This is a genomic window from Rathayibacter sp. AY1E6 (assembly GCF_002931115.1).
In the GTDB taxonomy this organism is placed as follows: Bacteria; Actinomycetota; Actinomycetes; order Actinomycetales; family Microbacteriaceae; genus Rathayibacter.
The window spans coordinates 253,158-277,912 of the sequence record NZ_PSVK01000003.1 but is presented as its reverse complement, the minus strand read 5'-3'; the positions used below and the strand labels follow the sequence as shown (position 1 = coordinate 277,912).

Sequence of the window (24,755 nt, the reverse complement as noted above, 5' to 3'; positions counted from 1 at the left end):
GTGCTGGAACCGTGGGGGCATCACCGTCCCCTTCTCGGCCGAATGTAGACGGCGGCAAGGTGTCACCAGGAGGGCCATTCGCTTGCGGACTTCGCCAACTCCTTCAGCAGAGCCGCCACTCTCAGGGTCCCGTGGAGTGACACCATTGCGAACCCTACGTGGGGCGCCTCCCGACTGAGAGGTCGCCCGTACTCTGAGTGCACCGCCCACCCCAAGAACAGGACCAGCCGCTCATGGACGTGCAAGAGACCCGACTCCAGCAGGTCCTCGAGGGCGCCAAGCAGTACCGCGTGCCGCTGTACCAGCGCCCGTATTCCTGGACCGTGAAACAGCTCGATCGGCTCTGGTCAGACGTCGTCGACCTCGCCGAGCAGCGCGTCGACACTCCGGGCGCCACTCACTTCACCGGCTCCCTCGTCCTCTCGCTGGGCGAGATCGGGCCGGCAGGGTCGCAGTTCCTCGTCGTCGATGGTCAGCAACGCCTCACCACCCTCAGTCTGTTCATCTGCGCCCTCCGCGACCACTACGCGGAGACGGAGCCGGAGAACCCCGAGAAGGTGCAGCGGCTCGAAGAGACGTACCTGTTCGACCGGTTCAAGCGCGGCGATGATCGGTTGAAGGTCCTGCCCACGCAAGCCGACAGGCAGGCGTTCCGGGCGATCGTCGACGGGAACATCGATCAGTCCGTGGCGTCCGGCGTGCTCGACGCCTACCGGTTCTTCCGCACGAAGCTGCACGGCGCCGATGATCCCGACGACGCCTACGACATGGACCGCATCGAGTCGGCCGTTTTGAACGGTCTGGTCTTCGTCTCCATCACGGCGCACGCCCACGACAACGTGTACCGGATCTTCGAGTCGCTCAACAACACCGGCCTCAAGCTCACCCAGGGCGATCTGCTGCGCAATTACATCTTCATGCGGCTCGGGTCGCGCAGTGAGGAGATCTACGACGGCTGGTGGCTGCCCCTGCAGAAGGCTCTCTCGCCGGCAGATCTCGAAGCGCTCTTCTGGATCGACCTGATCTGGTCCACACCCGATGCGAAGCAGGGAGACATCTACTCGCTGCAGGTCGATCGGATGCGATCGCTCACTGAGGATCAGATCGTCGCCGAGGTCCGCCGGTACAGCGGACTCGCCCAGTTGCTGGCGGTGATCCGGAACCCCGAGAACGAGCCGGACCCGGACGTCCGAGCCGCGCTGCAGCGCAATGTGCAGTGGGGGCTCTCAGCGACCGATGCGCTCGTCCTCCACCTCCTCCGACTGCGCGACGCGGGCTCGGTGAGCTCCTCCGAGGTCGCCGAGTCGTTGCGGCTGCTCGAGTCGTTCATGGTCCGCCGAGTCATCATCGGAGCCAGCAGCGCGGCTCTTTCGCGGATCCTCTACCGCGCACCTCTCGAGGTCGGGGAATCGGATGGCGTGGCGACCCTCCACCGCTACTTCTCCGTGGGGCGGAAGTTCTTCGCCACCGACGCGCAGATCCGCGAAGCCGTCCTGTCGAAGCCCTTCTACTACCAGGGCCGACCAGCGCAACGGAAGATGATCCTTGCCTGGCTCGAGGACGCGACTCCCATAGAGTGGCGGAACAGAGACGTCTCCGCGAAGGAGCACACGGATCCCAGCGCAGCCACCATTGAGCACGTCATGCCGCAGACGCTCAGTCAGACCTGGCGCGAGGCGCTGGCCGGCGACCTCGAAACTTTCGACACCGTCGACGAGATGCACGAGTCCTACGTGCACACGCTCGCGAACCTGACTCTGACCTCGTACAACTCCGAGCTCAGCAATCGCCCGTTCGCCGAGAAGCGGGAGCTCCTCGACGCGTCGAGCTTCCGTCTCAACCGCGAGATCGCCGGCCAGACGGCCTGGACTCGGCGTCAGATCGTCGAGCGCGGCTCCGCGATCGCCGACAGGATCGTCTCGACGTGGGCCGCACCGCTCACTGACTCGGAGACCCGCGATTCCGGGGTCTCCTGGAGGCTCGTCCTCGACCTGGTCGCGGCGATCCCTGCGGGCCGGTGGGCGAGTTACGGCGACATCGCGACAGTCGCCGGAACCCATCCCGTTCCCCTCGGGCAGTACCTCACCCACAACCCGGTGCCGAACGCGTACCGGGTCCTCAAGCAGTCCGGGCAGATCTCGCCGGGCTTCGTCTGGGAGGCGGACAGCCCGCACGCGGAGGTCGCCCCTGACGAGCTGCTGAGGTCCGAGGGCCTGATCTTCGACCCCGCCGGCCGCGCTGATCCCGGTCAGAAGCTGACGGTTCCGGAGCTCGCGGAGCTTGTGGGGCTCTCGATCCACTCCGACATCGACTCCGTCCCCGACGAGGGGAACAGCGAGCGAGCCGATTTCCTCTCCGGCGTCGCCGACAGGCAGGCACCGTCGACCGTCCACGGTGTCGTCGAGCTCCTCGACGAGTGGGAACGTCTCGGAGGCATCCTGGACTTCGGTGCCGCGGAAGAGAAGTCGTGCTTCCTCGTCGCACGCGGCTCCACTCCGGCGTCGAAGAGCATCTGGCCGCTGACGCTCTACCCGAGCGGCAGTGTCGAGGTCGTCTTCCAGCACATGCGGAGCCGACCGCCGCTCGACTCCGTCACGCTCCGACAGGCGCTGCTCAGCCGCCTCAACGCGGTCAGCGGCGTCGACCTGCCCGCCGACCGATTGGAGAAGCGCCCATCCTTCGATCTCGAAGTCCTCGCCGACCGGACTGCTCGGCTGCAACTCGTCGAAGTGCTCGAGTGGTTCATGAGTGAGCTCGTGGTGTATGACAATGCGCGCATGGGCAGTAGCGAATGATCTGGCGACGGATCATTCGCTGCCGGCTCGAGGAGCGGATCCGATCCGGCGTGTGAAGTCGCAGTTTCACTGGCGCCACTCGCCGCATCCAGGACTCCGCGCCATGGCTTCGCTACCGCTCCTCGGTGTTCAGCTCCGTCCCCGACGTGACAGGAGAAGTCATCGCGAGCGCTTCGGGTGCTGTGATCGACCTGGCTCCGCGGTTCAGAGAGGGCCGACCTGCTCCGCTCCTCGCTTCTCGTCACCCGGACACCAAGCCTCCGGGACTTCAGGAGGAGAACGCCGTCCATCCCCATCCTCACTCAGCGAGCGACTTCCACAGCGAGGCGTTGGTCTCCGTCATCGCCCAGCCGTCGCCGGGCCAGAAGATCGGCCAGCGGGTGTCGCCGCCCATGCGGTTCTTCATCCACACCGTTGCCCGGCCGAACGCGCGCTGCATGGTCAGCGGCTCGACGCCGGTCACCTTCGCCACGTCCTCGAGGGCGACCGCCGACGGCGACGCCGCGGCAAGGACGTCGAGGACCTCGCAGAAGAGCTTGATGGACTTCGCTTCGCCGGACCGGAGGACCTCGAACTCCTCGAGGGTCCACTCTCGCGAGTCTTCGATCATCTCGTCATCGTTGTTCAAGACTCTTGCGGCCCCCAGGCTGCTCACGCTCGCAGCGCTGGAGTTCTGCGCTGCGATGAAACGCATCACAGGAATGACAAGGTCTCCGGGCACGGGCACGTTCACGTAGGCGGTCATTGTTCTTTCCTTTTCTCTGAGATGAAGTCGAACAAGAAGACAATAACACGTCTTGCATGAGTCTTGCAAGACCGGCCGGTGCTGGGCGTGCGCGCCAGCGCCCCCGAGCGCACGAGGCGAGCAGGAAGATCACCGCCGCCGCCCGGCGTCTCGAACGGGAGGCTCGGGCCACTGCCGTAGCCGAGAGGCCGGCTCCTCCCGCCTGCGCACACCGTCAAGCTGCCGAATAGGGCGCACCGATCGCCTCTGCGCAGAGGCTCACGATCTCCTACAGGAGTCCCCTCCGCCCCGTTCGATACCGTCTCCCCCATGCCCGACTCCACTCCCGACACCCCCGAGGTCGCCGCCGAGCACCTCCGCGCCGAGCTGCAGCTGCGGCGCTTCGGGCGGCTCCGCCTCACCATCGACATGGCGCTGGGCAGCGGGATCCTCGCGCCCTACGACCTCGTCGTCGTCCGCCTTGACACCGGCGCCGAGATCATCCGCGTGAAGGCCGATCTCACCGATCCCCACTACCTCCTCGGGCAGGTCGAGCTCGACCTCGAGACGAAGACGGTCGCCGAGTTCCTCGAGGAGTGGCGCCCCGCCTGACCGGGCCGGCACAGCCGCGATCCCGGGGAGAGCACGGCGCTGAAGCGACCGGAGCAGGACGGTGGAGATCCGTACCCCCTCGCCTCACAGATCCGCAGGAACCTTGTCCCGCTCGTCGGCGACCACCACCGGCACCCACGCTCCGCGCGCCGGCCGCCCCGCCCACCACACGTACACCCCGGCTGCGACCACAGCGCCTCCGGCCGCGACCGCCCACCACGGGAACCCGGCGACGTCGGGCGACTCCCCCGCCGCGTCCACGTCCGACTGCGGCGTCGGGATCACCCGTTCGCCGGTGACGAGGATGCGGTGGGTGTTGATCCCGAGCGGGGTGCAGGTGACGAGGGTCAGGAGGTCCTGGCCGGGCTGCACGAGGAGGCTCTGCGTGTCCTCCGGCTCGACGACCAGCGTCTCGCGCACGCGGTAGGTGACCACCTCGCCGTAGACCTCGATGGTGAAGGTGTCGCCCACGTCGACGCGGTCGAGGTGGGTGAAGAGCTCGGCCGAGGCGAGGCCGCGGTGGCCGGTGAGCACCGAGTGGGTGGACGGGCCGCCGACCGGCAGGGCGGTGCCCTCGAGGTGGCCGACGCCCCGCTCGAGGACGGCGTCGCTCGTGCCGTGGAAGATCGGCAGGTCCACGTCGATGGCGGGGATCCTGATCCGGGCCATCAGACCCTCGGCGTCGCCGCGCAGGAGAGAGGAGTAGCGCTCGCGGTCGGCGACCTGCTCGTCGTCGGCGAGGGGGAGGCGCTCGTTCGCGGCGACGGCCGCGCCGCCTCCGCTCAGGCTCTGGTTGTAGGCGCGGGCCTCGACGAGGTTCTGCCGGAGGGTCTCGGCGCCGAGGTCGGTGATGTCCTGCGTGAGGGAGTCGATCTCGCGCGCCTGCTCGACGGCGCTGAGCCAGCTCGCGGCGACGGGGTACAGCAGCAGCGCCACTCCCGAGAGGCTGATGAGCGCGATGACCAGCGGGGCGATCGGCAGCCGCCACCGCGGCCGGCGGTGGATCCGCCTCCGCGGAGGAAAAGGGCTGGAGACAGAGGAATGCGGGGCACCCGACGGGTGCCCCGCATTCGACTTCGTCATGGTGTGACGTTACTCCGCGGTCTGAGCAGCCAGCGCGGTGCGGCGGCGCGAGGCGATCAGGCCCGAACCGATCGCGAGGGCGAGGAGCGCGCCTCCACCGAGGGTGAACCACTGCGCGCCGCCACCGGTGAGGGGCAGGGCGAACGCCGGCACCTGGGTGTGGAGGAACTCGACGTAGTTCTGGATCGGCGCAGTGGCCGAGCTCGGTCCGGCGACGACCTGCGTCAGCACCTGGGCCGGGGTGGGCAGACGGAATCCGGCGGGCGGGGTCAGCTCGCGGACGTAGTAGTTGCCCGGCGTGATGATCGGGATCTCGACGAAGCCGTTCGCTCCGGTCGTCCAGTTCTGGTTGCCGTTGATGAACACCGGGTTCTGGCCGAGGTTGGCGTCGTTCTCGGTGAGGAACACCTGGTAGACCGCACCCGCGAGCGGCACACGGTTGGCGCCGTTGTTCTGGTACGCGTACACGGTCAGCTGACCGATCGGGGTGCTGCCGGTGACCGTCTCCGTGGCCCCGTTCACGACGCTCGTCGCCGAGTTGGTGATGATGCCGTTGGCCGGGATGGCGGTGGCGCGGGTGAGCACCGTGAGGGTGACGACACCGCCCTGCAGGCCCTGGAGCTTGGTGAGGCCGGACTGCAGGAAGTTCAGCGTCACGTTCCGGGTCGCGGCGTCGTAGCCGAGCGTGTAGTCCGTGTTCGCGATGAACGCCGGTGCGGGCGCGGTGCCTGCGGCGCTGGTCACCGTGATGCCGGTGGGCGCGACGCCGGCCGGTCCGGTCGGCAGGTAGGTCAGCTCGGCGGGGAGCGTGTCGGTGAGGGTGAACGTGTCGAGCGTGTCACCGGCGGCGAGCACCGGCACGTCCGAGGCGATGGCCCAGCGGATGAGGTCGGGGTTGCGCGCCTCGACCGAGTTCGCCGCCGCGGGGACGCGCGTCTTGGTGAGCTCCGTGACCGCGTTCTTGGGGTAGACGTGGACGTCGTAGATCCACTGGTTCGCCGGCGCACCGGTCGGGCCCGTCGGGAACGGCAGAGTCACGAGGAACGGCGCCGCGCCGTTGGTCGCTCCGGCGGGGAGCTGGGTCTCGGTCACGAGGTAGAGGCCGAGCGGCATGCTCGCGCCGTTGTTGAACACGGCCTCGCCGTCCGTGCCGCTGGTGGCGGTGAAGGTGTCGGCGGCGGTGACACGGGTCGCGGCGGTGCCCGGGGTCAGGTTCGCGACCTGGTTCCAGCCGTCGGGCGTGGTGAGGTCGACGCCCTGGACGCGCGCGGCGGTGAACACGGCGCCGGGCAGCGCGTCGCCGGGGACCGTGATCTCCTGGCCGGTGCCGATCGCCTGGCCGTTGTTGGAGCCCAGCGCGAGCTTGTGCACGGTGAGGGTGCGGCTGATGGTGGGGTCGATGTTGCCGGGCAGCGTGACCGCTGACGCCGGCGCGACGGCGGTGAACACCGCCGCAGCGCTCAGCGCGAGGACGCCGGCTGCGGCGGCGAGCCGCCTGGTGAGTGAGCGGGACATGTGATCTCTCCTACTGAGGTCGTGAGTGCTGATGTCGTGGAGTCGAAGGTGTGCGGGAAGGGGTCTGCGGGAGAGCGCCGGGGCTCTCGGTCGGGGCGTCACCGGGAGGGGCCTCGCAGCCTCCGGCGCCGCTCCCAGAGGAGGAGGCCGAGTGCGAGAGTGAGCACCGACCCCCCGCCCAGGAGGAACGCGTCGGTGCTGGCGCCACCGGTCAGCGGCAGGCGTGTGGGGTCCACGGGGGCGTTGACGAAGCGGTAGACCGCCGTCTGACCGGCCGTGGGGGCCGTGATCGTCCGCGAGGCGACCGGGGACCACGTCGTCCCGGTCAGGCGCTCGAGACGCAGTTCCTGGTAGGCGAGGCGGCGGGTCGGATCCGTCGCCGCCTCGGACAGCGTGTAGCCGTGACCCGGTCGCACCTCGAAGGTGCTCGCCGGGTTGCCCGCGGCGGCGTACTCCGCTCCGGCCCGGGTCTCCGTCGGGAGCGTCGCTCCGGCCAGTGCGGCGGGCGTCGCGGTGACGCGCCAGTCGGCGGCCTGGAAGCCGGGCTGGGGGCGCAGGACCTGCTTGACCACGGTGATCGTCGCGCTGGCGTTGTCCACGGTGCAGGTGACGGCGGCGCCGTTCGTCGGGGTCACGTCTCCGGCAGCGCTCACGGTGAGGGCGGCGCCGGTGTCGGTGCGGCACTGCCAGGGTGCGGTCTGCACGTAGGTCGCGGAACCGCCGGTCTCGGCGAGCCGGTAGGCCACACCCGGGGTGACGGGGATCGCCGACACGCCAGCGGAGCCCGCGCGGCCGGTCGGGCCGGGCAGGGCGCCGGTCGGGCCGGTGGCGCTGAGCGTGAAGTCGCTGGGCAGCGCGCTGCCGGAGCTCACCGTCTTCACGAGCGTGAGGGAGGCCGTGGGCCGGTTCACGATCGAGCACTCGACGACCGCCGCGGAGGCGATGCCGGTGAGGCTCGCGCTGATGACGGTCCCGGACTGCGAGAACGTGGTCGCCCGGGCGGTGCCGTTGACCGTGCAGGCGCCGCTGACGAACGCGAAGCCCGTCTGCTGCACCTCCGAGACGGTGAGCGTCGCCCGCGACGCCTCCGTGCCGAACAGGACGGTCCAGGCGGCCTGGCCCGCCGCGTCCGTCTGCTGGCGGGGCGACTGCTCCGGCAGCAGGGCGACGGCGCCCGCGGTGGCCGTCGCCGTCGTGCCCACCGTCCAGTCCACGCCGGGGCGGGTCGTACCGGAGGCGTCCCGGATCGTCTTGGTGATGCGCACCGTCGAGGCGGGGCGCGGGGAGTTGAAGAAGGTGCAGGTGACGTTGACGCCGAGCCGGTTCGGGAGGGTGACCGTCCCGGTCGGGTTCGAGCCCGTGCTCACCCGCACGCCGTCCGCGTAGCACTCGTAGATGCTCGTGTAGGCGGTGATCGGGGAGGCGGAGCCCGCGGCCATCGCCTCCGAGACCGTCACCGTGCTGTTGATCGGAGTGGGGAAGGGGCCGATCTGCGCGGTCTGGCGGCCGGTGGTGGCGCCGGTGGTGGTGGCCGTGGCGAACGGCGACGCCGGAGAGCCGGCGGCGGCGGTGAGCTGGAACTGGTCCGCGGCGGCCAGGCGACCCACCACGCTCTTCTGCACGGTGATCGTGGCCGGCGAGGAGCAGCCGGAGAGGTCGACGGCGTTGACGCTCACGCGCGGCGTGCCGCTGACGCGGGTCCACGTGGTGGCGTCGAATTCGTACGCGCTGCCGGGGATGGCGGGGACACCGTTCGCGGCGGCGACGTCGCCGTTGGCGAGGTAGACGGTTCCGCGCGGCGAGAAGGCGATGCCGTTGATGTTGGCGAAGGCGGCGTCGGTCCCCGTCACGGCCTTCGCGATCGACGTGTTCACCGGGAGGGTGCCGCCGGTCGCCGCGGCCAGGGCGTCGGCCGGCACGGTGAAGATCGCGGCGCTGCTCGCGTTGTTGACCGAGCCCGCGCCGACGACGTAGAGGTTGCCGCGAGCGTCGAACGCCATGTCGCCGTTGCCGTTGGGGGTTCCGGAGGTGGGGAAGGAGCCGACGAGGGCGAACCGGGTGGCGACGGGGTTGGCCTCGGTGAAGCTCCAGATGTAGAACTGGCCGCTCGCGAAGCTGCCGAACAGGTACCGGCCCGTCCGGAGGTCGACCGCGCCGGCGACGATGCTGCCGGTCACCTGCGCTCCGCCGGCCACGGTCGTGTACGCGCTGTTCGCGATCCTCTGGAAGCCCGCCTCCGGCGTCCACTTGAGGACGGCGTCGACGTCCGTCGCGTCGGACGAGCGGTCCAGCGCGTAGGCGAAGGCACCGTTCGCGCCGACGCCGAGCGCGTTGGCCTCGGCGGTCCCCGACCAGCTGCCGATCGAGGTCAGGGATCCCGTGACGATGTCGGCCTGCTGCAGGGCGCCGGCCGCCGTGAGGGAGTAGAAGCGGCCGGTGTCGCAGAACAGGCGCGGCGTCTGCACCGTGTTCGTGAAGGTGCAGAGCACCTCCGCTCCCGCCTCGCTGGGGATCGTGATCGACCCGGCGGCGGAGGCTCCGGAGGCGATGACCGTGCCGCCGCGCGAGCACTCGTAGCTGTTGGAGTACCCCAGGCCCGCGCCCGCGGTCTGCGCCTCGGCGATCGTGTACGTCGCTCCGGACTGCACGGTGAGGCGGCTGATCTGCGCGGCCTGGATCCCGGTGGCGGTGCCCGTGGTGGTCGCCGACGCGAGGACCGTCGTGCCGCTGCGCACCGAGAGCGTGAACTGGTCGCCCGTGGCGCTGCGCACCGGCAGGTTCTTCCGGACGGTGAGGGTCGTCGCGGCCTGGATCGTCACCGAGGTGGGGGCGGAGGCGATGAGGCCGGTGGGAGTCGTGGTCCCGGTGCTGTACGTCCCGGCGGCGGCGGCCACCACGTCCACGGAGATCGTGCACGAGGTCGCACCCGCGGCGAGATCGCCGCCGAGCGTCGAGACGGAGGAGGATCCGGCGGCCGCGGTCACGGCGAACGCCGTTCCGGTGACGTCGGTGCAGGACCCGCCGACAGCCGGCGTCGGGGCCACGACGAGGCCGGCCGGGAGAGCGGTCGAGAAGCGCCAGTCCGCCTTCGCGAGGAGGTCGCTGGTGTTGGTGACCGTGTAGGTCAGCGTGGTCGGCACCGTCGCGGTCGGCACGGCCTGCGTGAAGGCCGCATCGAGAGCGGGGGTGACGTCGAGCACGCGGAGGTCGTCGACGGCGAAGGCGCTTCCCGTGCCGGTGACCGTGTTCACGAGCTGCACCTGGGCCGCGGCGATCTGCGCCGGAGTGAGGAGCGCGGTGCTCGTGCCGGTGTAGGCGGCGGCGCGAGCGGAGGCGGGGAGCGCGGGATCGACGAGCGAGCCGAGCCCGCCGACCAGCGGGAGGGTCGGGGACGTGTAGAACACGCTGCCGGTCGCGGCGCAGGGCACGACCGGTGCGGCGAATCCGGTGAGGACGGTGGACCCGCCCGAGACCAGGTTGAGGGAGAGGGACGCGTTGTTCGTCCCGCACTGCCCGCCGGCGGCGTTCATGCCGACGGCGTAGTAGCGGGCGGCGGGAGCGGAGACGCCGATCCCTGCGGCGCTCTGGGCGACGGTCGTGCCGCCGGTGATGGTGGCGTACGGGTACTCGACCAGGGCGTGGTTCGCCTGCGTGCCGGTGTTCGAGCCGTTGGCCGGTGCGGTGCTGGAGGTGGACCCCGGCACTCCGGCCGCCACCTGTCCGAGGACGTCCGCCATCCGACGGGTCTCGCGTGCGGCCGACGATCCCGTGCCGACGGTGAGGAGGGGCCGGGTCGGGCAGAAGGCGGAGTTGGGGTAGGGCGCCGTGTAGTTGACCAGGACGCCGGTGCAGTTCGTGGCGGTCGACCAGCCGGTGGCGGCCGTGTAGCGGCCGTTCGCGTAGGCGGTGAGCGCGCTCGGTGCGGTCGTCAGACCCTGCTCGAAGGTCTCCGTCCACACCTGTCGCGGGGCCTCGGCGACGCCGGCGGCGAGTGTGGAGAAGCCTCCCGCTGCTCGCGCCGTCGCGGGTGGTCCGCGGTCCGACTCCTGATCGTCGTCCGAGGCCGCCGGAGGAGCGGGCGCCGACCCGGCCGGCGCCGGCTCGACGGGCTGCTCCGTCTCTGCGGCGCCGCGGGGTGCTGCGGGATCGGGCTCGTCCTGAGCGGGCTCCTCCGCCGTCGCACTCGGCGACTCCGCGGCCTCGGCGGGTGCCGACGGGGCGGACGCTGACGGAGTGGGTGCCGAGGTGGCAGATGCGGAGGGGGCGGGTGCCGGATCGGCCTCGGGGGCTGTCGGCGGTGTCGGTGCGACCGGCGTCGGGATAAGGGCGGGGGCGTCGCCGGCGACCGGATCCGCCTGGTTCGCGGCCTGAGCGGGAGACGAGGCGGAGACGTCGCCGAGCCCCCACGAGCCGACGAGGAGAGCGCCGATCGTCGCGAAGACGACGGCCCGCATTCCGAGGCGCGACGGCGCTCGGTGCCGTGAGTGGCGGCGCCGCCGGGTCGTGAAAGCCATGGTTCTGCTTCTCAGTCGTGTTGTCGATCGTGGAGATGAGCGAAACGTCGACACGACGAACGACACGGATGTCGCAGCGAGTGCGGAGGCCCCAGACTCCGGAGGGGAGCACGCATTCCCCGCGGGCTTCCGAAGATGAACGTATAGGTCGGCCTCCCTCTCGCCATAGAGAAGTGAGCCCCCCTTGTCGGGGCCATAACCGATGAGAAAAGGACCGGGGTGAAGCCGAATATGGCGCCTTTTGACGGGTCCTCGCGAAGGAGTTCTAAGAAGTGAGCGCGCGCGACCGGCTCGGCTCACTCCTCCCGTCAGGTCCCGTGCAACGCTCGGGCCCCACCCGGCCACGTACTCGGTAGACGCCCGACCGACGAAGGATGGACCCGATGACGCGACGCACACTCGACGACCTGCTCTCCCGCAGCGACCCCGCGACCGACGACCGGGCGCCCGGTGTCCGCACCGCCCTGCACAGCGTGATCGCCGAGACCCGCGAACGCGCGCCCCGCCGTCCCGCGCGGTCGAGGGCGTGGTGGCTGGCGGCTCCCGTCCTCCTCGTCCCGGGTCTCGTGCTGGCGACCAGCGCCGGCACCGACGTCCGCTCGGTCCCCGACTTCACGATCCCGATCAGCTACACCACCGACTCCGGCGCGGCGGTGTCGTGCTCGATCGACTACTTCAACGGCGAGATCGACTACCGCGAGGTCACCACCTCCGCGACCGACTACCTCCGCGCGCAGGACTGGAGCGGCGTCGGCCAGCGGATCCACGACGACGCGGTCGCCTACACGACCGACCCCGTCTGGCTGGCCTCGGACATGAACAGCGACGGCCCCGGCCTCTCGGACGAGACGATCCGCTGGCGCGCCTGGATCACCGCGGCGGACGACCACATCCTCGACACGATCCCCGAGGGCGTGATCGTCGAGGGCGACGGCGGCCTGGGCGGCAGCACCGACTGCACGGGAGAGCTGTGATGAGCGCCGGCGAGGCGGCGCCGTCCCTGGCCCGCAGCGTCGTCCGCTCCCCCGCGCGCGATCGGGAGGCCGAGATCACGGCCCTGGTCGAGCGGGAGGCGCCGGACCTGCTCCGCTACTTCGCGCGGCGGACGGCGAGCCCCGAGGACGCCGCGGACCTCCTCAGCGACACCCTCCTGATCCTCTGGCGGAAGGAGCGGTCGATCCCCGAGGACGAGACGCGCGCGCGGATGTGGGCGTTCGGCGTCGCACGGCGGGTGCTCTCGGGCCAGCGCCGCACCGCGACCCGGAGGAGCGCGCTCGTCGAGCGGCTGGCGGAGGAGCTCCGCATCACCCCGCCCGCACCCGCCGACGACGCGGCCGAGGACGTCCGCGCCGCGATCGCGCAGCTGAAGCCCGTCGACCAGGAGATCATCACCCTCGTCTACTGGGACGGCTTCTCCCTCGCCGAAGCGGCCGAGATCCTGTCCCTCCGCGCCGCGACCGTGCGGAGCCGGCACGCGCGGGCGCGGGCGACGCTGCGGGACGCGCTGGGGGCGGCGATGTGAGGAGGGGTGCGCAACCCTTCACCCGGCACCCCCGCCTGAGTAGCATCCCCCGCATGAGCAGGCTCGTCGTCTCCGTTCTCACCTCGCTCGACGGCCGCTTCGAGGGGCCCGGGCACGACCTCTCGGCGCTGCCGTTCGAGGACGCGTTCAACGACCACAACCTCGAGCTGCTGCGCCGCGCGGGCACGCTCGTCTACGGCGGCGGCTGGTTCCGCGACAACTGGGACAGCTGGAGCGCCGTCGCCGCGGACGGGACGGCGGGCGAGCGGGAGCACGAGACCGCGCGGCTGGTCACGTCGCTCGACGCGCTGGTGATCAGCGACTCCCTGGCTCCCGATCCGGCGGCGCCGTGGGCCGCCACCACGCGGATCGTGCCGCGGGAGCAGGGTCCGGCCGAGATCGGACGGCTCAAGCAGGGCGATGGGGGCGACCTGCTGATGTTCGGCAGTGGCACGACCTGGAATCCGCTCCTCGAGCAGGGTCTGGTGGACGAGCTGATCGTCCTCGTCGGCGCCGGACTCGCGGGCGGCGGGACGCCGCTCTACTCCGGGGCGCCGCAGCACGGGCTGCGCCTCCTCGACGCGACGGTTCTGCCGGGCTCGGAGCTGGTGCGGCTCCGCTACGACGCGAGCGGGGCCGGCGAGCGGCCGCACAACCTCCGCTGAGACAGGGCGGCCTCCCTCGGGAGCCCGCGCCCCCTCCTCTCAGCTGACGTCGTGCGCGCCCGAGGCCGGGGCAGCTGGTGAGAGCGAGCCTCCAGCGGACTCCTCCGGCCGGCGGAGTGCCCGAGCGCACAGCCGGACCCCCAGAAGCGCAGTCGCCGCGCCTCCCGCCAGCATCCCGGCCCCCACCACCGTCCACGTCGTCAGGCTGGAGCTCGGCGCGCCGTGCAGACCGTAGAAGAGCCCGACCCCGCTGCCGACCAGAGCGGCCGCGACCAGCGGGATCGCCAACGCCGATCCCTTCTCGGACCGCGTCCACGCCGAGCTGCAGAGAACGGCGACGGCGCCGATCAGCCAGCCGACGCCGGGGATCACCAGCCAGCCGAAGGCGAAGACCAGGGAGGCCGCGACCGCGAACCACGGGCGGTCGAGGACCGTCCGCTCGTCACCGCGATGGACTCCGGCCTCGACTCCGCTCGTCATGCGTCGGAGCCTACGGAGACGGCCCGGACCGCGGCACGAAGTGGCGCGGGATCGGCCGGACGGCGCCACACCCGCCTCCGCTCGGTCCTGAGGAGCCGGTCCTGCCGAGCCGGTCCTCGAGCGCTGGCACCCGGCCCACCTGAGGCACGCCCCGGCCTCCCTCACCCCGCGACCGTCAGCGACACCTCGACCGCCACGTCCTCCGGCCCCTCCCCCAGCACCGTCTGCCGCACCTCGACCCCGTCGAGCCGCAGGCCGCGGTCTCCGGCGGCGTCGAAGAGCGCGACGATCGCCGGATGCAGGGTCCCCTCGGGCGGTTCCTCCCCGTCGCGGGGGCGCCAGGTGGCGACCAGCTCGGTGCGCGCCGGGAGGATCGCGGCGAGATCGGCGAGGTCGCCCTCCGCCTCCGCCGACGTCGGCCAGCAGCAGACGAGCTCCACCGAACCCGGCTCGCCCGCCCGGAGCGCCGTCCAGAAACGTCCCGTCGGCCCGAGCCCTGCCGCGTGCACTCGGGTGGCGAGCGCGCCGAAGATCTCGTTCGCCTCGTCGTCGCCCGGCCCGTCGGCCTCGTCCAGGGCGATCGTGAGGACCTGGCCGACGTACGGCTGCGCCGGCATCGTCCGCTCGGCGACCTCGACCGGCACGGCGAGCGCCCGCAGCGTCACCTCGGCGGCCTCGAACGCCCGGTCCTCCTGCTCCCGCTCCGCGAGCACGCGCTCCCTGTGCGCCTGCAGCGCCTCCGCCGCGGTGCCGGCTCGAGTCGCCGCTGCGACCTCGGGCAGCGGCACCCCCGCGCTCCGGAGGGCGCTGATCACGACTCCGACCCGGACCTGGGCGTCGGCGTACCGGCGGTACGACGACCGCTCGTCGACCTCCGCCGGGACCAGCACGCCCTTCTCGTCGTAGTGCCGGAGCGCCTTCACGCTCAGACCCGTGATGCCTGCGTACTCCCCGATGCCCACCATGCCTCCAGCATCCCGTCTCCCCCGGCGGGAGGGTCAACGAGCGGGAGGGTCGATGGGCGGCAAGGTCCACCGACCGGCCGGTCGACCGGCGGCACGGGTCGACCAGCGGGACGGCCAGCAGCGGAGCCGGGCGGGAGGCGACGCGACCGGCGTCGGCGGACCCGACCCCGCATCATGCCACGCGCCGACGCCTCAGCCCGCCCGCCTCACCGCGCGCTCACCAGCCCTCGGGCCCCGCGCTCCCCGCCTCGTACTCGTCCAGCGGAGCGTCGCCCGCGGCCCAGGCGGAGAGCACCGGAGTGATGATGCGCCAGCACTGCTCGGCCACGTCGCCCGGGACCGAGAGCAGGGTGTCGCCCTGCAGGATCCCGGCGAGGACCTGCGCGTAGGGGTCGAGCGTGGCCGCGCCGGGCTGCGCCGTCAGGGTGGTGCGCTCGAGATCGGTCAGCTCGTCGGCGCTGTTCACGACCAGGTCGAGGCTGACGTCGCCGCCCTTGAGACCGATCCGGAGGACCGTCCCGGCGTCGCCCTCGGCCGCCTGCAGGCCGCGCGGGGGCGTGGCGGCGCGGAAGTGGATCGCCACCTCCCGGCGCGGGTCGCCGATCGCCTTGCCGGAGCGGAGGACGAAGGGGACGCCCGCCCAGCGCGGAGTGTCGACCTGGAGCAGCAGCTGCGCGAGGGTCTCGGTGCCGGTCTCGGGGTCGACGTCGGGCTCGTCGACGTAGGAGGGGAAGAAGCGGCCGTCGACGCGGCCCTCGGTGTAGCGGGCTCGGCGGGCGGAGGAGGGGTCGTCGCGCCAGAGCCGCACGGCGCCGAGCACCTCGGCCATGCGCGCGTGGACCTCGTCGGGCGCGACCTCGTCGGGGCGCTCCATCGTGGTCAGCGCGAGCACCATCAGGAGGTGGCTCTGCAGCATGTCGCGCAGCGCGCCGGTCTTCTCGTAGAAGGCCGCGCGGCCCTCGATGCCGAGCGTCTCGTCGTAGACGATCTCGACCTTCTCGATCCACTCGGCGCTCCAGCTCGCCTCCAGCAGGCTGTTGCCGAAGCGCAGGCCCAGCATCCCCAGCACGGTCGCGTTGCCGAGGAAGTGGTCGATGCGCCAGAGGCGGCTCTCGGGGAGGACTTTCGCGAACGCCGCGTTGAGGGCGATCGCGTCGTCGAGGTCCTCGCCGAACGGCTTCTCGATGGCGACGACCAGCTCCTCGGGCAGGTCGAGCTCGGCGAGCGAGGCGGCGACCTTGTGCCCCATCGCCGGCGGCAGGGCGACGTAGAGCACCGGAGTCGACGGGCAGGCGTCGAGGAGGGCCTTCAGCTGCTCCGGGTCGGAGGCGTCGGTGGCGACGAAGCGCGCGCGCGACGCGAGGGCCTCGACCGTGTGCGCGGCGACTCCGGCCGCCTCGAGGCTGCGGCGGACGAGGCTCTGCCACTCCTCGTCGGTCTGGGGCGTGCGCGCCGCGCCGATCAGCGTGAGCTCGAGGTCGCGCGCGAGCTCGGCCACCCGGCCCAGGCCCGGCAGCAGCAGCCGCTCGGTGAGGTCGCCGCCCGCTCCGAGGATCGCGATGCTCCGCCGCTCGCTCCCCAGTGCCGCGGCCTCGGGGATTCCGATCTGCTCCGTCATGGTGTCTCCCTCGTAGCCGTCGTGAGTCAGCCGCCACAGTACGCGCCGGGCCCTGGCGCGAGGCCGGGAGCCGGGAGGGGTTGAGGAAGCGGGCGCGGAGTGGCAGGGCGGCGCGGTCGGAGAGCTGCACGACCTCGGCCGAGAGGGGCCTGCCTGCCGTGTCGGGGCAGGGACCCCCTTCTCCGCCGACGTCGGGCCGCGACCCACGACGCCCGGCCCGCCGCAGCCGTCCCGCACAGCACGTCATCCCTCTCCGGTGCCGTCCGGCGGTACCCTGCCCGCATGCGCCTGCGCCAGGTCGTCCTCGACACGGAGGACGCTCGCGCCCTCTCCGCCTTCTACCTCGCCCTGCTCGGCGGCGAGTACCGCCCCGGCGACGAGCCGCCCGCGGACGGCTCGGACGACGAGGCGGAGTGGGTCGCGATCGTCACCGCCGACGGCGCGAAGCTCACGTTCCAGCGGGTGGCCGCCCTGCCGCGCGCGACCTGGCCGGAGGGGCCCGTCCCGCAGCAGCTGCACCTCGACTTCATGGTCGCGGACGCGGACGAGCTCGACCGGCAGAAGACCCGGGCGCTCGCCCTCGGCGCCGAGCTGATCGAGGACAGGAGCGTCGACCCGGAGGAGGCGCTCCACGTCCTCGCCGATCCGGCCGGCCACCCGTTCTGCGTCTTCGTCGCGCCCGACTACCCGGCGGAGTAGGGACGCGCGGCTTCAGCGAGTCGCACGCATCGGATCACATGCCGGTGATCGTGACCGTCGTCGTCGCCGCGATCACCGCGGCTCCCGTGACGCTCGCGGCGGTTCCCGCGAGGACGGCGGCGGCCGCCGGCCCTGCCCAGTGCTGCGCCGCGAGCGACCGGATCGCCTGCCGGTCCGGGATGCCGGGCCTCGGCGAGAGCGCTCCGGCCGCGTCGAGCAGGCCGATGAGCGCCGCGTCCGACGGAAGGGGCGCCGTCCGAGCCGCGAGGACCTCGGCGACCCGGATCCGCAGCCGCTCGTCCTCCACCGGCTCCACGGCGGCGACCCGCTCGAGGAGGGCGGCATGCAGCTCCCTCCGAGTGAGGCGGGCGATCCACCAGGAGACGCTGCGCGGTGCGCGCTCCGCTGCGATCCACCCGAGTGCCCCGTCGAGCACGGCGTCCCCGAGCGCCGACCGCTCCGGCCCGAGGGCGACGGCTCCGGCGTCCACCTCGACGCGCCGCTGGAGGGAGAGCTCTGCGAGGACGGAGGCGGCCAGGACGGTGTCGCGAGCGCCCGACGAAGCCGCGGGCCGCCCGTCGCTCCGCCGCAGCAGGAGGAGGAGAGCGACGGGGAGGGGCGGCTGCCCGGCTCCGGGGGGCGCAGCGGCCGGCGGGGTGGTGGGAGCGGGCTGTTCCGAGGAGTTCCGTGTCGAGTCGTCCATCCCTCGAGCCTGACACCGACCCCTCGAGACCGCATCCGCCGGGCGACGGGTCCTCCGTCGTCCCACCGATCGACCGGCCGGACACGCCCGAGAGCCCACGTCGCGCCCCGAAGCGGACCGCTCCTCCGCCACATCGGGCGTCAGACCACCTCCGCCGCCGTCCCCGACACGATCAGGTCGGCGCGGTCGCGAGTGGCCTCGATCAGCAGCGCGTTCCGCCCGTCGACCTCGGAGGCCCAGGCGGAGGCCGCCTCGGGGGCGCGGCCGAAGGAGACGTGGCGGTCGACCAGGCGCTCGAAGCGCTCGGTCTCGGGAGTCGCGCAGAACCAGGCCTCGTCGAACTCGGCGCGCAGCAGCGCCCACGGGCCCTCGTCGACGAGGAGGTAGTTGCCCTCCAGCACGACGAGCGACGCGGAGGGGTGCACGGCCAGCGCGCCGGCCACTCCCTCGTCGACGGTCCGCTCGAAGGTGGGCGCGTAGACGACGTGGTCGGTCTCGGCGCGCAGCCTCCGCACCAGGGCGAGGAAGCCCCAGCCGTCGAACGTGTCGAGGGCGCCCTTGCGGTCGTGGCGGCCGAGCTCGTCGAGCGTGGCGTTGGCGAGGTGGAAGCCGTCCATCGGCACGAAGGCGGCGGTCCCCTCCCCCGCGAGCTCGTTCGCGCGGGCGACCACCGCCCGGGCGAGCGTGGTCTTGCCGGCCCCGGGGCTGCCGGCGATCGCGACGATCGCGCGGCGGCCCGGCGAGGTCAGCGCGAGCGCGCGCCCGGCCAGCTCGTCGAGGCCGGGCCGCACCGCGTCGGGCGCGACCTCGGTCTCAGGCCTCGCCACGGCTGCTCTCCAGCGCGTTCACCAGGAAGCCGTGGGCGTGGCGGGCGAGCGCGGGGCCGTCGTTCCAGAGGTTCCGCCACACGGCGAGGTCGTTCGAGAGGGTCGGCGAGACGACGGCCGACGAGAACGACTCGAAGGTGATGGGTCCGCGGTAGTCGATCGCGGCGAGGGCGTGGAAGAACGTCGTGAAGTCGAGGTGGCCGCTGCCGAGGTAGCCGCGGTGGTTCTCGCCGATGTGGACATACCCGAGACGATCCCCGACCAGCAGCACCGGGCGGAAGAAGTCGTCCTCCTCGATGTTCATGTGGTACGTGTCCAGGTGGATCAGGACGTTGTCGGCGCCGATGTCGTCGGCGAGGCGCAGGGCGTCCGCCGCGGTGTTGATGACGTTGGTCTCGTAGCGGTTGCAGATCTCGAGGCCGAGGGTCATGCCCTTCGTCGAGGCCTCGGCGGCGAGGTCGGTCAGCACCGAGACGACGTTCGCGCGGCCCGCGGCCGAGAGGGGCGCGCTGTACTTCCCGAGCGCGCTGTAGAGGGCGCCGGTGAAGTGGGTGCCGCCGAGCGCGTGGGTGGTCTCGAGGGAGTCGGCGAGCAGCTTCGCGCCGCGGGCCACCACCTCCGGGTCGTCGCTGGAGACGTCGGCCGAGAAGGCGAGGCCGCGGGAGCAGACGATGCCGAGGTCGTTCGCCTCGAGTGCGGCGCGGGCGGAGGCGGTGTCGAGGTTCTGCACGTCGTGCAGCGAGAGCTCCAGCAGGTCGAATCCGGCCGCCTTGGTCTGCTCGATCGTCGCGGTCACTTCGTCGGGGGTGGTGCCGCCGGCGAAGACGAGGGCGTGCACTCCGAGAGGGTTCGTGGTCATGGTGGTACTCCTTGGTTCGAGAGGTTCAGGGGCGGCGTCGGGCCGCGGGGTCGGTGTCGAGCAGGTCCGCGAGGAATGCGCGGCCGGAGGTCGCGAGGGCGACGGGGTCGTGCCAGAGCTCGCGCCAGAGACCCATGCCCTCGGCCGAGGCCGGGGGCTGGACGGCGGGCGAGAAGCTCTCGAGGGTGAGCGGACCGCGGTAGCCGGAGTCGGCGAGCGCCGCCGCGAGCCCGGTCCAGTCGGTGCTCCCGGTGCCCAGCTCTCCGCGGTGGTTCTCGGAGGCGTGGAGGTAGCCGAGCAGGTCGCCGGCGTCGCGGACGGCGCTCGCGAGGTCGACCTCCTCGAGGTGGGCGTGGAAGGTGTCGAGGTGCAGGAGCACGTTCGGCGCGTCGAGCTCGCGGAGGAACCCTGCGGTCTGGGCGGCCGTGTTCAGCAGGTTGCTCTCGTAGCGGTTCACGTACTCCGCGCCGACGACGACGCCGGCGGGAGCGGCGGCCGCGGCGACCCTCCGCAGCACGTCGAGCGAGCGCGAGCGGGCAGCCGCGTCGGCCGCGTGCTCGTACTTGCGCATGGCCGAGTAGGTGACTCCGCCGACGTACCGCGCGCCGATCGCCTCGGCGAACCGCACGGCCGCCAGGAGCCGCTCCTCGCCGCGGCCGGCCGTGGCCTGGTCCGTGATGTCGGAGTCGGCGTCCAGCGCGAGCGAGACGACCGCGTCGATCCCGTGCTCGTCGAGCAGGTCGGCGGTCCACGCGGAGGCGTCGGGGTCGGCGGGAGCCGGGATCTCGATCAGGTCGAAGCCGATCGAGGCGGCGGCGCCGATCGCGCGGCGCCCCGACTCCGGCGTCCAGTCGCCGACGAGCAGGCCCGCGTGGACCCCGATCGGCGACGAGCGCTCCGTGCTCCCGCGGTGCAGGAACTCGGGGTGCATCAGGCGGCCTTCGCGCCCGTGATCAGCGAGACGAGCTCGTCGCCGCTGGTCTCGGCGGTGCGGCGGCCGGCGACGGCGAGGCCCGCGCGCATCACCCACACCTGGTCGCTCAGGCGCATCACCTGGTCGAAGTTGTGGCTGATCAGCAGCACGGCCACTCCGGCGTCGCGCAGCTTGAGGATGATCTTCTCGACGCGTGCCGTCTCCTGAACGCCGAGCGCCGCGGTCGGCTCGTCCATGATCACGATCTTGCTGCCCCAGCCCGCGGCCCGGGCGATCGCGACCGCCTGGCGCTGGCCGCCCGAGAGGCGGCGGACCTTGCTGGTGACCGGCGGGACGTTCACGGCGAGGTCGCCGAGAAGCTCCTGGGCCGTCTTCTTCATCTGCGTGCGGTCGAGGAACCGCACCCCGGGCACGCCCTTGGTGAGCTCGCGGCCGAGGAAGAAGTTCTGCCACACGGTCAGGTCCTCGACCAGGGCGAGGGTCTGGTGCACCGTCTCGATGCCGCCGTCCCGCGCGCCGAGCGGAGTGGTGAAGTGCACCACGTCGCCGTCGAGGGTGATGGTGCCGGAGTCGGCGGGGTGCACCCCGGAGAGGCAGCGGACGAGGGTGGACTTGCCCGCGCCGTTGTCGCCGATCAGGGCGGTGATCTCGCCGCGGCGCATCGACATCGACGCTCCCTTGAGAGCGTGGACGCCGCCGAAGGACTTCTTGATGTCCCGCGCTTCGAGCAGGATGTCGCTGGTCATGGCTGGGCTCACTTCTTCTGGTAGCGGGTGATGAGGGCGGCGAGCACGACCACCAGGCCGACGGCGAGGGGCTGGTAGAACTGCGAGACGCCGAGCAGGGTCAGGCCGTTGGTCAGCGCGGTCAGGAGGAACGCTCCGATGATCGGGCCGACGATCTTGGCCTTGCCGCCGGTGAGGCTCACTCCGCCGAGCACGACGGCCGCGATGGAGTTGAGCAGGTACTGCGTGTTGATGGCCGGCTCCGCGGCGCCGACGCGGGCGACGAGGAGGAGCGAGCCGACTCCGGCGAGGACGGCGGCGATGATGTACACCGCGATGCGCACGCGTCCGGCCTTGATGCCGTTGGCGACCGCGCTCTCCTCGTTGCCGCCGACCGCCTGCACGTGCAGGCCGAAGCGGGTGCGGAACATGACGACCCAGGCGACGACTCCGATGACCGCGGCCAGGATGATCGGGTAGCCGATGATCCCGATCGAGCCGGTGGTGAGGCGGAGCAGCTCGGGGCTGCCGACCGTGATCGGCTTGCCGTCGGAGACGATCAGCGCGAGTCCGGTCGCCACCGAGAGCGTGCCCAGTGTCGCGATGAAGTCGGTGACCTTGCCCTTCGCGATCAGGAAGCCGTTGATCACTCCGATCAGCCCCGCGAAGAGCAGGGCCGCGAGCGCCGAGAGCCAGAAGCCCCAGCCGGCGCTCCAGCCGATGCCGAAGCCGACCGCTCCGACGGTCATCGTCGCCGAGATCGAGAGGTCGATGCCGCCGGTGGTGATGACGAAGGACTGGCCGATCGAGAGGATGACCAGGATCGCGGCGGCGACGAGCATCGCCTTGATGTTGCCGAGGCTGAGGAACGTCGGCGTCGCGATCGAGAACACGATCACCAGGGCGACGAGCCCGATCGGTGCGGCGTTCTCGGCCCAGAAGCTGAGCTGACGGAGGTTCGACAGCAGCGGGGAGGCGCTGGCCGGGGGTCGGGCGGTGACTGAGGTCATGGTCGCTTCCTGGGTTGCCATGGGCGGGAGGTCCTACTTGCTGGGGACGAGCGCGGCGAGCGGGTTGTCGAACTCCTCGAACGGCTGGGGGAAGGCGCCGAGGGCCTGCTCCGCGGTCTCGGAGGTCACGAGCGCGGTGGGCGACTCGATCTCGGCGGGGATCTCCTCGCCGGCGCCGACGGCCTCGCACGCCTGCACGCCGAGCTGGCCGATCGCGTAGGGGTACTGGGCGACGGTGGCGGTGAGGCCGCCGTCCTTCACCGACTGCAGCGCGTCCTCGTTGCCGTCGACGCTGACCACCTGGACGGAGCCGGTGAGGCCCGCGTTCTCGACGGCCTTGACGATGCCGAGGCCCATGTCGTCGTTCGCGGCGAAGAACGCCTTCACGTCGGGGTTCGCGGCGAGGATGTCGGTCGCCTTGGTCAGCGCGACCTCGCGCTTCCAGTCGGCCGCGGCCTCCTGGACGACGGTGAGGTCGGAGCCGATCGCGGCGGTGAAGCCGTCGACGCGGGCGGCGCTGGTGACGTCTCCCGAGACTCCGCCGATGACGGCGACCTCGGAGCCGGCGGGCAGCTGCTGCAGGAGGAAGTCGCCGGCCTTGCCGCCCGCGGCCTCGTTGTCGGTGCCGATGTAGGTGGTGACGTCGAGGTTCGCGGCCTCGACCGCGTCGGGGTCGAGCGGGCTGTCGATGTTGACGATCGTCTTGCCGGTGGCGGAGGCGAGGGCCTGCACCAGGTTCGTGCCGCTGATCGGGTTGACGATCAGGCAGCCGAAGTCCTGGCCGGCGACCGTGGTGAGCTTGTCGGCCTGGCCGGTGGTGTCGCCGATGTCGGCGGCGGCCTGCACCGAGACGTCCACGGAGTCGTCCTTCGCGGTGTCCTCGATGCCGTTCTCCATCGCCTGGAAGAAGGGGTTGTCGAGGCCCTTGATGACCGCGGCGACCTTGGTCGATCCGGAGCCGCCGGCGGCCGTGTCGCCACCCGAGGCGCAGCCGGTGAGGAGGAGTGCGAGGGCGCCGACCGGTGCGAGAACCGGGAGGAGGCGGCGTGCTGTGCGGTTCATCGTCATCCTTGAGGATCAGTGGCACCACTGCGTGCCGGTGTGTGAAAACTACCGGGACTTTCGCGTTACCGCAATACGAAAGTCGGGGAACTTCAGGTTTCCCGTCGGCAGGCATGTACGCTGACCGTGACAAGAGGGGGAGCGATGACGGGGTACTCCACCGGCGAGGCCGGTTCGCACGTGGCCGACGTCCTCGCGCTGTTCCGCGAGCAGGGCGAGGTCTCGCGCAACGCGGTGATGGAGCAGACGGGGCTCTCCCGCTCCACCGTCAACCAGCGCCTCGCGACCCTCGTGGAGCTCGGCCTGATCGCCCCCACCACCGGCGGCGAGTCGACCGGCGGGCGCCCCTCGAGCATGTTCGCGATGAACCTGGTCGGCACGGTGTTCCTCACCGCCGACATCGGGGCGAGCGGATTCGTCGCCGCCGCCTGCGACCTGCGCGGCACCCCCCTCCGGCACGAGAGCGGCGTCGTCGACGTCTGGGAGGGGCCGGACGCCGTGCTCTCGCTGGTGATCGCCGCGTTCGAGCGGCTGCAGCAGGGCGACGCGGTCGCCGGCATCGGCGTCGGAGTCCCGGGGCCGGTCGAGTTCGCCGCCGGGCGCGTGCGCAACCCGCCGATCATGACCGGCTGGGACGACTTCGACATCGCCGGCTACTTCGCCGAGCCGTACGAGGGCGTGCAGGTCGTCATCGAGAACGACGCGAACGCCCGCGCCCTCGCCGAGTCGCGCCACCACGGCTCCGACAACCTGATCAGCCTGAAGCTCGGCACCGGCATCGGCTCGGGCCTCGTCTTCAACGGAGCGACGATCCGCGGAGCCGTCGGCGCGGCCGGCGACATCGGCCACACCCGCGCGGTCACGGGCACGGTCGACGCGGATCCGCTGCCCTGTCGCTGCGGCAACGCCGGCTGCGTGGAGGCGTATGCGAGCGGCTGGGCCCTCGTCCGCGACCTCTCGGCCGACGACCCCTCGATCAAGCACGTCGCCGACGTCACGGCCCGCGTGCTCCGCGGCGACATGCGCGCCACCCAGGCGGTGCGCCAGGCCGGCCGCGTCCTCGGCGAGGCGGTCGCCGACCTCGTCAACATCCTCAACCCGCGGACCATCGTGATCTCGGGCCAGCTCGGCGACTGCGGCGAGGTGCTGATGTCGGGCCTGCGCGAGCGCGTCTACCTGCGCACCCACCCGCTCGCCACGCGGCACCTGACCATCCACACGTCGGACCTGGGCGAGCTGGCGGGCGTGATCGGCCTCGCTCTGACGACAGCCGATCAGGTCTTCAGCCGCGAGCGCTTCGACCGCGAGGCGAGCGCCGAGAGCCCCCGCGCGGCGGCCGCCGCGAGCTGAACGGGAGCGCCCTGCCGCGCCCGGCAGCGGCGGGACCGGCGTGAGCGACCCCCTCCGCCCCGCGCACTGTTACGCCCGGCGACGAAGGATTAC

General features: G+C 71.9%; 21 protein-coding genes. 7 read left to right on the top strand and 14 right to left on the bottom strand.

The window, feature by feature from the left end; translation table 11 throughout:
* The first annotated feature begins 233 nt into the window (after positions 1-233).
* Positions 234-2,795, top strand: a complete 2,562-nt coding sequence (locus C5C46_RS04785) for a DUF262 domain-containing protein (protein ID WP_104225824.1) — start codon at positions 234-236, stop codon at positions 2,793-2,795.
* A gap of 298 nt (positions 2,796-3,093) precedes the next feature.
* Here C5C46_RS04785 and C5C46_RS04780 read toward each other — a convergent pair whose 3' ends face one another.
* The gene (locus tag C5C46_RS04780; RefSeq protein WP_146078935.1) at positions 3,094-3,540 is read right to left on the bottom strand and encodes a hypothetical protein; all 447 of its coding nucleotides are present in this window, start codon (positions 3,538-3,540) and stop codon (positions 3,094-3,096) included.
* A gap of 309 nt (positions 3,541-3,849) precedes the next feature.
* Between C5C46_RS04780 and C5C46_RS04775 the strand changes: the two genes are divergently transcribed.
* Positions 3,850-4,131, top strand: coding sequence for a hypothetical protein (locus C5C46_RS04775; RefSeq protein WP_104225822.1), 282 nt, complete (start codon positions 3,850-3,852; stop codon positions 4,129-4,131).
* Positions 4,132-4,215: 84 nt separating this feature from the next.
* On the opposite strand, the gene C5C46_RS04770 is transcribed toward C5C46_RS04775, so the two are convergent.
* The 3 genes from C5C46_RS04770 to C5C46_RS04760 form a co-directional block, all read right to left on the bottom strand.
* Entirely contained in the window at positions 4,216-5,214 is a 999-nt protein-coding gene (locus C5C46_RS04770; RefSeq protein ID WP_219812261.1) for a class C sortase, read from the bottom strand.
* Between the two features lie 9 nt (positions 5,215-5,223).
* Entirely contained in the window at positions 5,224-6,729 is a 1,506-nt protein-coding gene (locus C5C46_RS04765) for a SpaH/EbpB family LPXTG-anchored major pilin (protein ID WP_104225821.1), read from the bottom strand.
* 98 nt (positions 6,730-6,827) lie between these two features.
* Positions 6,828-11,243 carry an LPXTG cell wall anchor domain-containing protein gene (locus C5C46_RS04760; protein WP_146078934.1) on the bottom strand — a complete coding sequence of 1,472 codons (4,416 nt, stop codon included), beginning with the start codon at positions 11,241-11,243 and terminating at the stop codon, positions 6,828-6,830.
* A 383-nt stretch (positions 11,244-11,626) separates the two neighbouring features.
* Here C5C46_RS04760 and C5C46_RS04755 point away from each other — a divergent pair, with 383 nt between their 5' ends.
* From C5C46_RS04755 to C5C46_RS04745, 3 genes are read left to right on the top strand one after another with little or no spacing between them, the layout of a single operon-like run.
* Positions 11,627-12,217, top strand: a complete 591-nt coding sequence (locus tag C5C46_RS04755; protein WP_104250223.1) for a hypothetical protein — start codon at positions 11,627-11,629, stop codon at positions 12,215-12,217.
* Positions 12,217-12,765, top strand: coding sequence for an RNA polymerase sigma factor (locus C5C46_RS04750; RefSeq protein ID WP_104225818.1), 549 nt, complete (start codon positions 12,217-12,219; stop codon positions 12,763-12,765). Before C5C46_RS04755 ends, C5C46_RS04750 begins: the two co-directional genes overlap by 1 nt.
* Positions 12,766-12,818: 53 nt before the next feature.
* Positions 12,819-13,430 carry a dihydrofolate reductase family protein gene (locus tag C5C46_RS04745; protein WP_104225817.1) on the top strand — a complete coding sequence of 204 codons (612 nt, stop codon included), beginning with the start codon at positions 12,819-12,821 and terminating at the stop codon, positions 13,428-13,430.
* A 39-nt stretch (positions 13,431-13,469) separates the two neighbouring features.
* On the opposite strand, the gene C5C46_RS04740 is transcribed toward C5C46_RS04745, so the two are convergent.
* From C5C46_RS04740 to C5C46_RS04730, 3 genes are all read right to left on the bottom strand, one after another.
* Positions 13,470-13,910, bottom strand: coding sequence for a hypothetical protein (locus C5C46_RS04740; protein ID WP_104225816.1), 441 nt, complete (start codon positions 13,908-13,910; stop codon positions 13,470-13,472).
* A gap of 161 nt (positions 13,911-14,071) precedes the next feature.
* On the bottom strand, positions 14,072-14,875 hold the full coding sequence (locus tag C5C46_RS04735; RefSeq protein ID WP_104225815.1) for a MerR family transcriptional regulator: 804 nt from the start codon (positions 14,873-14,875) through the stop codon (positions 14,072-14,074).
* A gap of 217 nt (positions 14,876-15,092) precedes the next feature.
* Positions 15,093-16,493, bottom strand: coding sequence for a glucose-6-phosphate dehydrogenase (locus C5C46_RS04730; protein ID WP_104225814.1), 1,401 nt, complete (start codon positions 16,491-16,493; stop codon positions 15,093-15,095).
* Positions 16,494-16,775: 282 nt separating this feature from the next.
* Here C5C46_RS04730 and C5C46_RS04725 point away from each other — a divergent pair, with 282 nt between their 5' ends.
* Positions 16,776-17,192 carry a VOC family protein gene (locus tag C5C46_RS04725; protein WP_104225813.1) on the top strand — a complete coding sequence of 139 codons (417 nt, stop codon included), beginning with the start codon at positions 16,776-16,778 and terminating at the stop codon, positions 17,190-17,192.
* A 34-nt stretch (positions 17,193-17,226) separates the two neighbouring features.
* Here C5C46_RS04725 and C5C46_RS04720 read toward each other — a convergent pair whose 3' ends face one another.
* The 7 genes from C5C46_RS04720 to C5C46_RS04690 all read right to left on the bottom strand — a co-directional run bounded on the left by C5C46_RS04720 (position 17,227) and on the right by C5C46_RS04690 (position 23,312).
* On the bottom strand, positions 17,227-17,895 hold the full coding sequence (locus tag C5C46_RS04720) for a GPP34 family phosphoprotein (RefSeq protein WP_104225812.1): 669 nt from the start codon (positions 17,893-17,895) through the stop codon (positions 17,227-17,229).
* 140 nt (positions 17,896-18,035) lie between these two features.
* Positions 18,036-18,722: a nucleoside/nucleotide kinase family protein gene (locus C5C46_RS04715; RefSeq protein ID WP_219812260.1), complete on the bottom strand. Its 687-nt coding sequence runs from the start codon at positions 18,720-18,722 to the stop codon at positions 18,036-18,038.
* A complete protein-coding gene (locus C5C46_RS04710; protein WP_104225811.1) occupies positions 18,709-19,581 on the bottom strand; it encodes a sugar phosphate isomerase/epimerase in 873 nt (290 codons plus the stop codon). The genes C5C46_RS04715 and C5C46_RS04710 overlap by 14 nt, the downstream gene beginning before the upstream one ends.
* A gap of 25 nt (positions 19,582-19,606) precedes the next feature.
* The gene (locus tag C5C46_RS04705; RefSeq protein WP_104225810.1) at positions 19,607-20,512 is read right to left on the bottom strand and encodes a sugar phosphate isomerase/epimerase; all 906 of its coding nucleotides are present in this window, start codon (positions 20,510-20,512) and stop codon (positions 19,607-19,609) included.
* A complete protein-coding gene (locus C5C46_RS04700; protein WP_104222715.1) occupies positions 20,512-21,261 on the bottom strand; it encodes an ATP-binding cassette domain-containing protein in 750 nt (249 codons plus the stop codon). Before C5C46_RS04700 ends, C5C46_RS04705 begins: the two co-directional genes overlap by 1 nt.
* Before the next feature lie 8 nt (positions 21,262-21,269).
* Positions 21,270-22,250, bottom strand: a complete 981-nt coding sequence (locus C5C46_RS04695; protein WP_104225809.1) for an ABC transporter permease — start codon at positions 22,248-22,250, stop codon at positions 21,270-21,272.
* A 33-nt stretch (positions 22,251-22,283) separates the two neighbouring features.
* A complete protein-coding gene (locus tag C5C46_RS04690; RefSeq protein ID WP_104222713.1) occupies positions 22,284-23,312 on the bottom strand; it encodes a substrate-binding domain-containing protein in 1,029 nt (342 codons plus the stop codon).
* A 144-nt stretch (positions 23,313-23,456) separates the two neighbouring features.
* Between C5C46_RS04690 and C5C46_RS04685 the strand changes: the two genes are divergently transcribed.
* Positions 23,457-24,662, top strand: coding sequence for an ROK family transcriptional regulator (locus tag C5C46_RS04685; protein WP_104225808.1), 1,206 nt, complete (start codon positions 23,457-23,459; stop codon positions 24,660-24,662).
* Positions 24,663-24,755: the final 93 nt, after the last annotated feature.

What these genes read in the sequence shown, in the direction of transcription:
- C5C46_RS04785 (WP_104225824.1), top strand. Translation starts at nt 234, where the DNA reads ATGGACGTGCAAGAGACCCGACTCCAGCAGGTCCTCGAGGGCGCCAAG.
- C5C46_RS04775 (WP_104225822.1), top strand. Translation starts at nt 3,850, where the DNA reads ATGCCCGACTCCACTCCCGACACCCCCGAGGTCGCCGCCGAGCACCTC.
- C5C46_RS04745 (WP_104225817.1), top strand. Translation starts at nt 12,819, where the DNA reads ATGAGCAGGCTCGTCGTCTCCGTTCTCACCTCGCTCGACGGCCGCTTC.
- C5C46_RS04730 (WP_104225814.1), bottom strand. Translation starts at nt 16,493, where the DNA reads ATGACGGAGCAGATCGGAATCCCCGAGGCCGCGGCACTGGGGAGCGAG.
- C5C46_RS04735 (WP_104225815.1), bottom strand. Translation starts at nt 14,875, where the DNA reads ATGGTGGGCATCGGGGAGTACGCAGGCATCACGGGTCTGAGCGTGAAG.
- C5C46_RS04695 (WP_104225809.1), bottom strand. Translation starts at nt 22,250, where the DNA reads ATGACCTCAGTCACCGCCCGACCCCCGGCCAGCGCCTCCCCGCTGCTG.
- C5C46_RS04755 (WP_104250223.1), top strand. Translation starts at nt 11,627, where the DNA reads ATGACGCGACGCACACTCGACGACCTGCTCTCCCGCAGCGACCCCGCG.
- C5C46_RS04710 (WP_104225811.1), bottom strand. Translation starts at nt 19,581, where the DNA reads ATGACCACGAACCCTCTCGGAGTGCACGCCCTCGTCTTCGCCGGCGGC.
- C5C46_RS04750 (WP_104225818.1), top strand. Translation starts at nt 12,217, where the DNA reads ATGAGCGCCGGCGAGGCGGCGCCGTCCCTGGCCCGCAGCGTCGTCCGC.
- C5C46_RS04705 (WP_104225810.1), bottom strand. Translation starts at nt 20,512, where the DNA reads ATGCACCCCGAGTTCCTGCACCGCGGGAGCACGGAGCGCTCGTCGCCG.
- C5C46_RS04780 (WP_146078935.1), bottom strand. Translation starts at nt 3,540, where the DNA reads ATGACCGCCTACGTGAACGTGCCCGTGCCCGGAGACCTTGTCATTCCT.
- C5C46_RS04765 (WP_104225821.1), bottom strand. Translation starts at nt 6,729, where the DNA reads ATGTCCCGCTCACTCACCAGGCGGCTCGCCGCCGCAGCCGGCGTCCTC.
- C5C46_RS04685 (WP_104225808.1), top strand. Translation starts at nt 23,457, where the DNA reads ATGACGGGGTACTCCACCGGCGAGGCCGGTTCGCACGTGGCCGACGTC.
- C5C46_RS04770 (WP_219812261.1), bottom strand. Translation starts at nt 5,214, where the DNA reads ATGACGAAGTCGAATGCGGGGCACCCGTCGGGTGCCCCGCATTCCTCT.
- C5C46_RS04700 (WP_104222715.1), bottom strand. Translation starts at nt 21,261, where the DNA reads ATGACCAGCGACATCCTGCTCGAAGCGCGGGACATCAAGAAGTCCTTC.
- C5C46_RS04690 (WP_104222713.1), bottom strand. Translation starts at nt 23,312, where the DNA reads ATGAACCGCACAGCACGCCGCCTCCTCCCGGTTCTCGCACCGGTCGGC.
- C5C46_RS04725 (WP_104225813.1), top strand. Translation starts at nt 16,776, where the DNA reads ATGCGCCTGCGCCAGGTCGTCCTCGACACGGAGGACGCTCGCGCCCTC.
- C5C46_RS04760 (WP_146078934.1), bottom strand. Translation starts at nt 11,243, where the DNA reads ATGGCTTTCACGACCCGGCGGCGCCGCCACTCACGGCACCGAGCGCCG.
- C5C46_RS04720 (WP_104225812.1), bottom strand. Translation starts at nt 17,895, where the DNA reads ATGGACGACTCGACACGGAACTCCTCGGAACAGCCCGCTCCCACCACC.
- C5C46_RS04740 (WP_104225816.1), bottom strand. Translation starts at nt 13,910, where the DNA reads ATGACGAGCGGAGTCGAGGCCGGAGTCCATCGCGGTGACGAGCGGACG.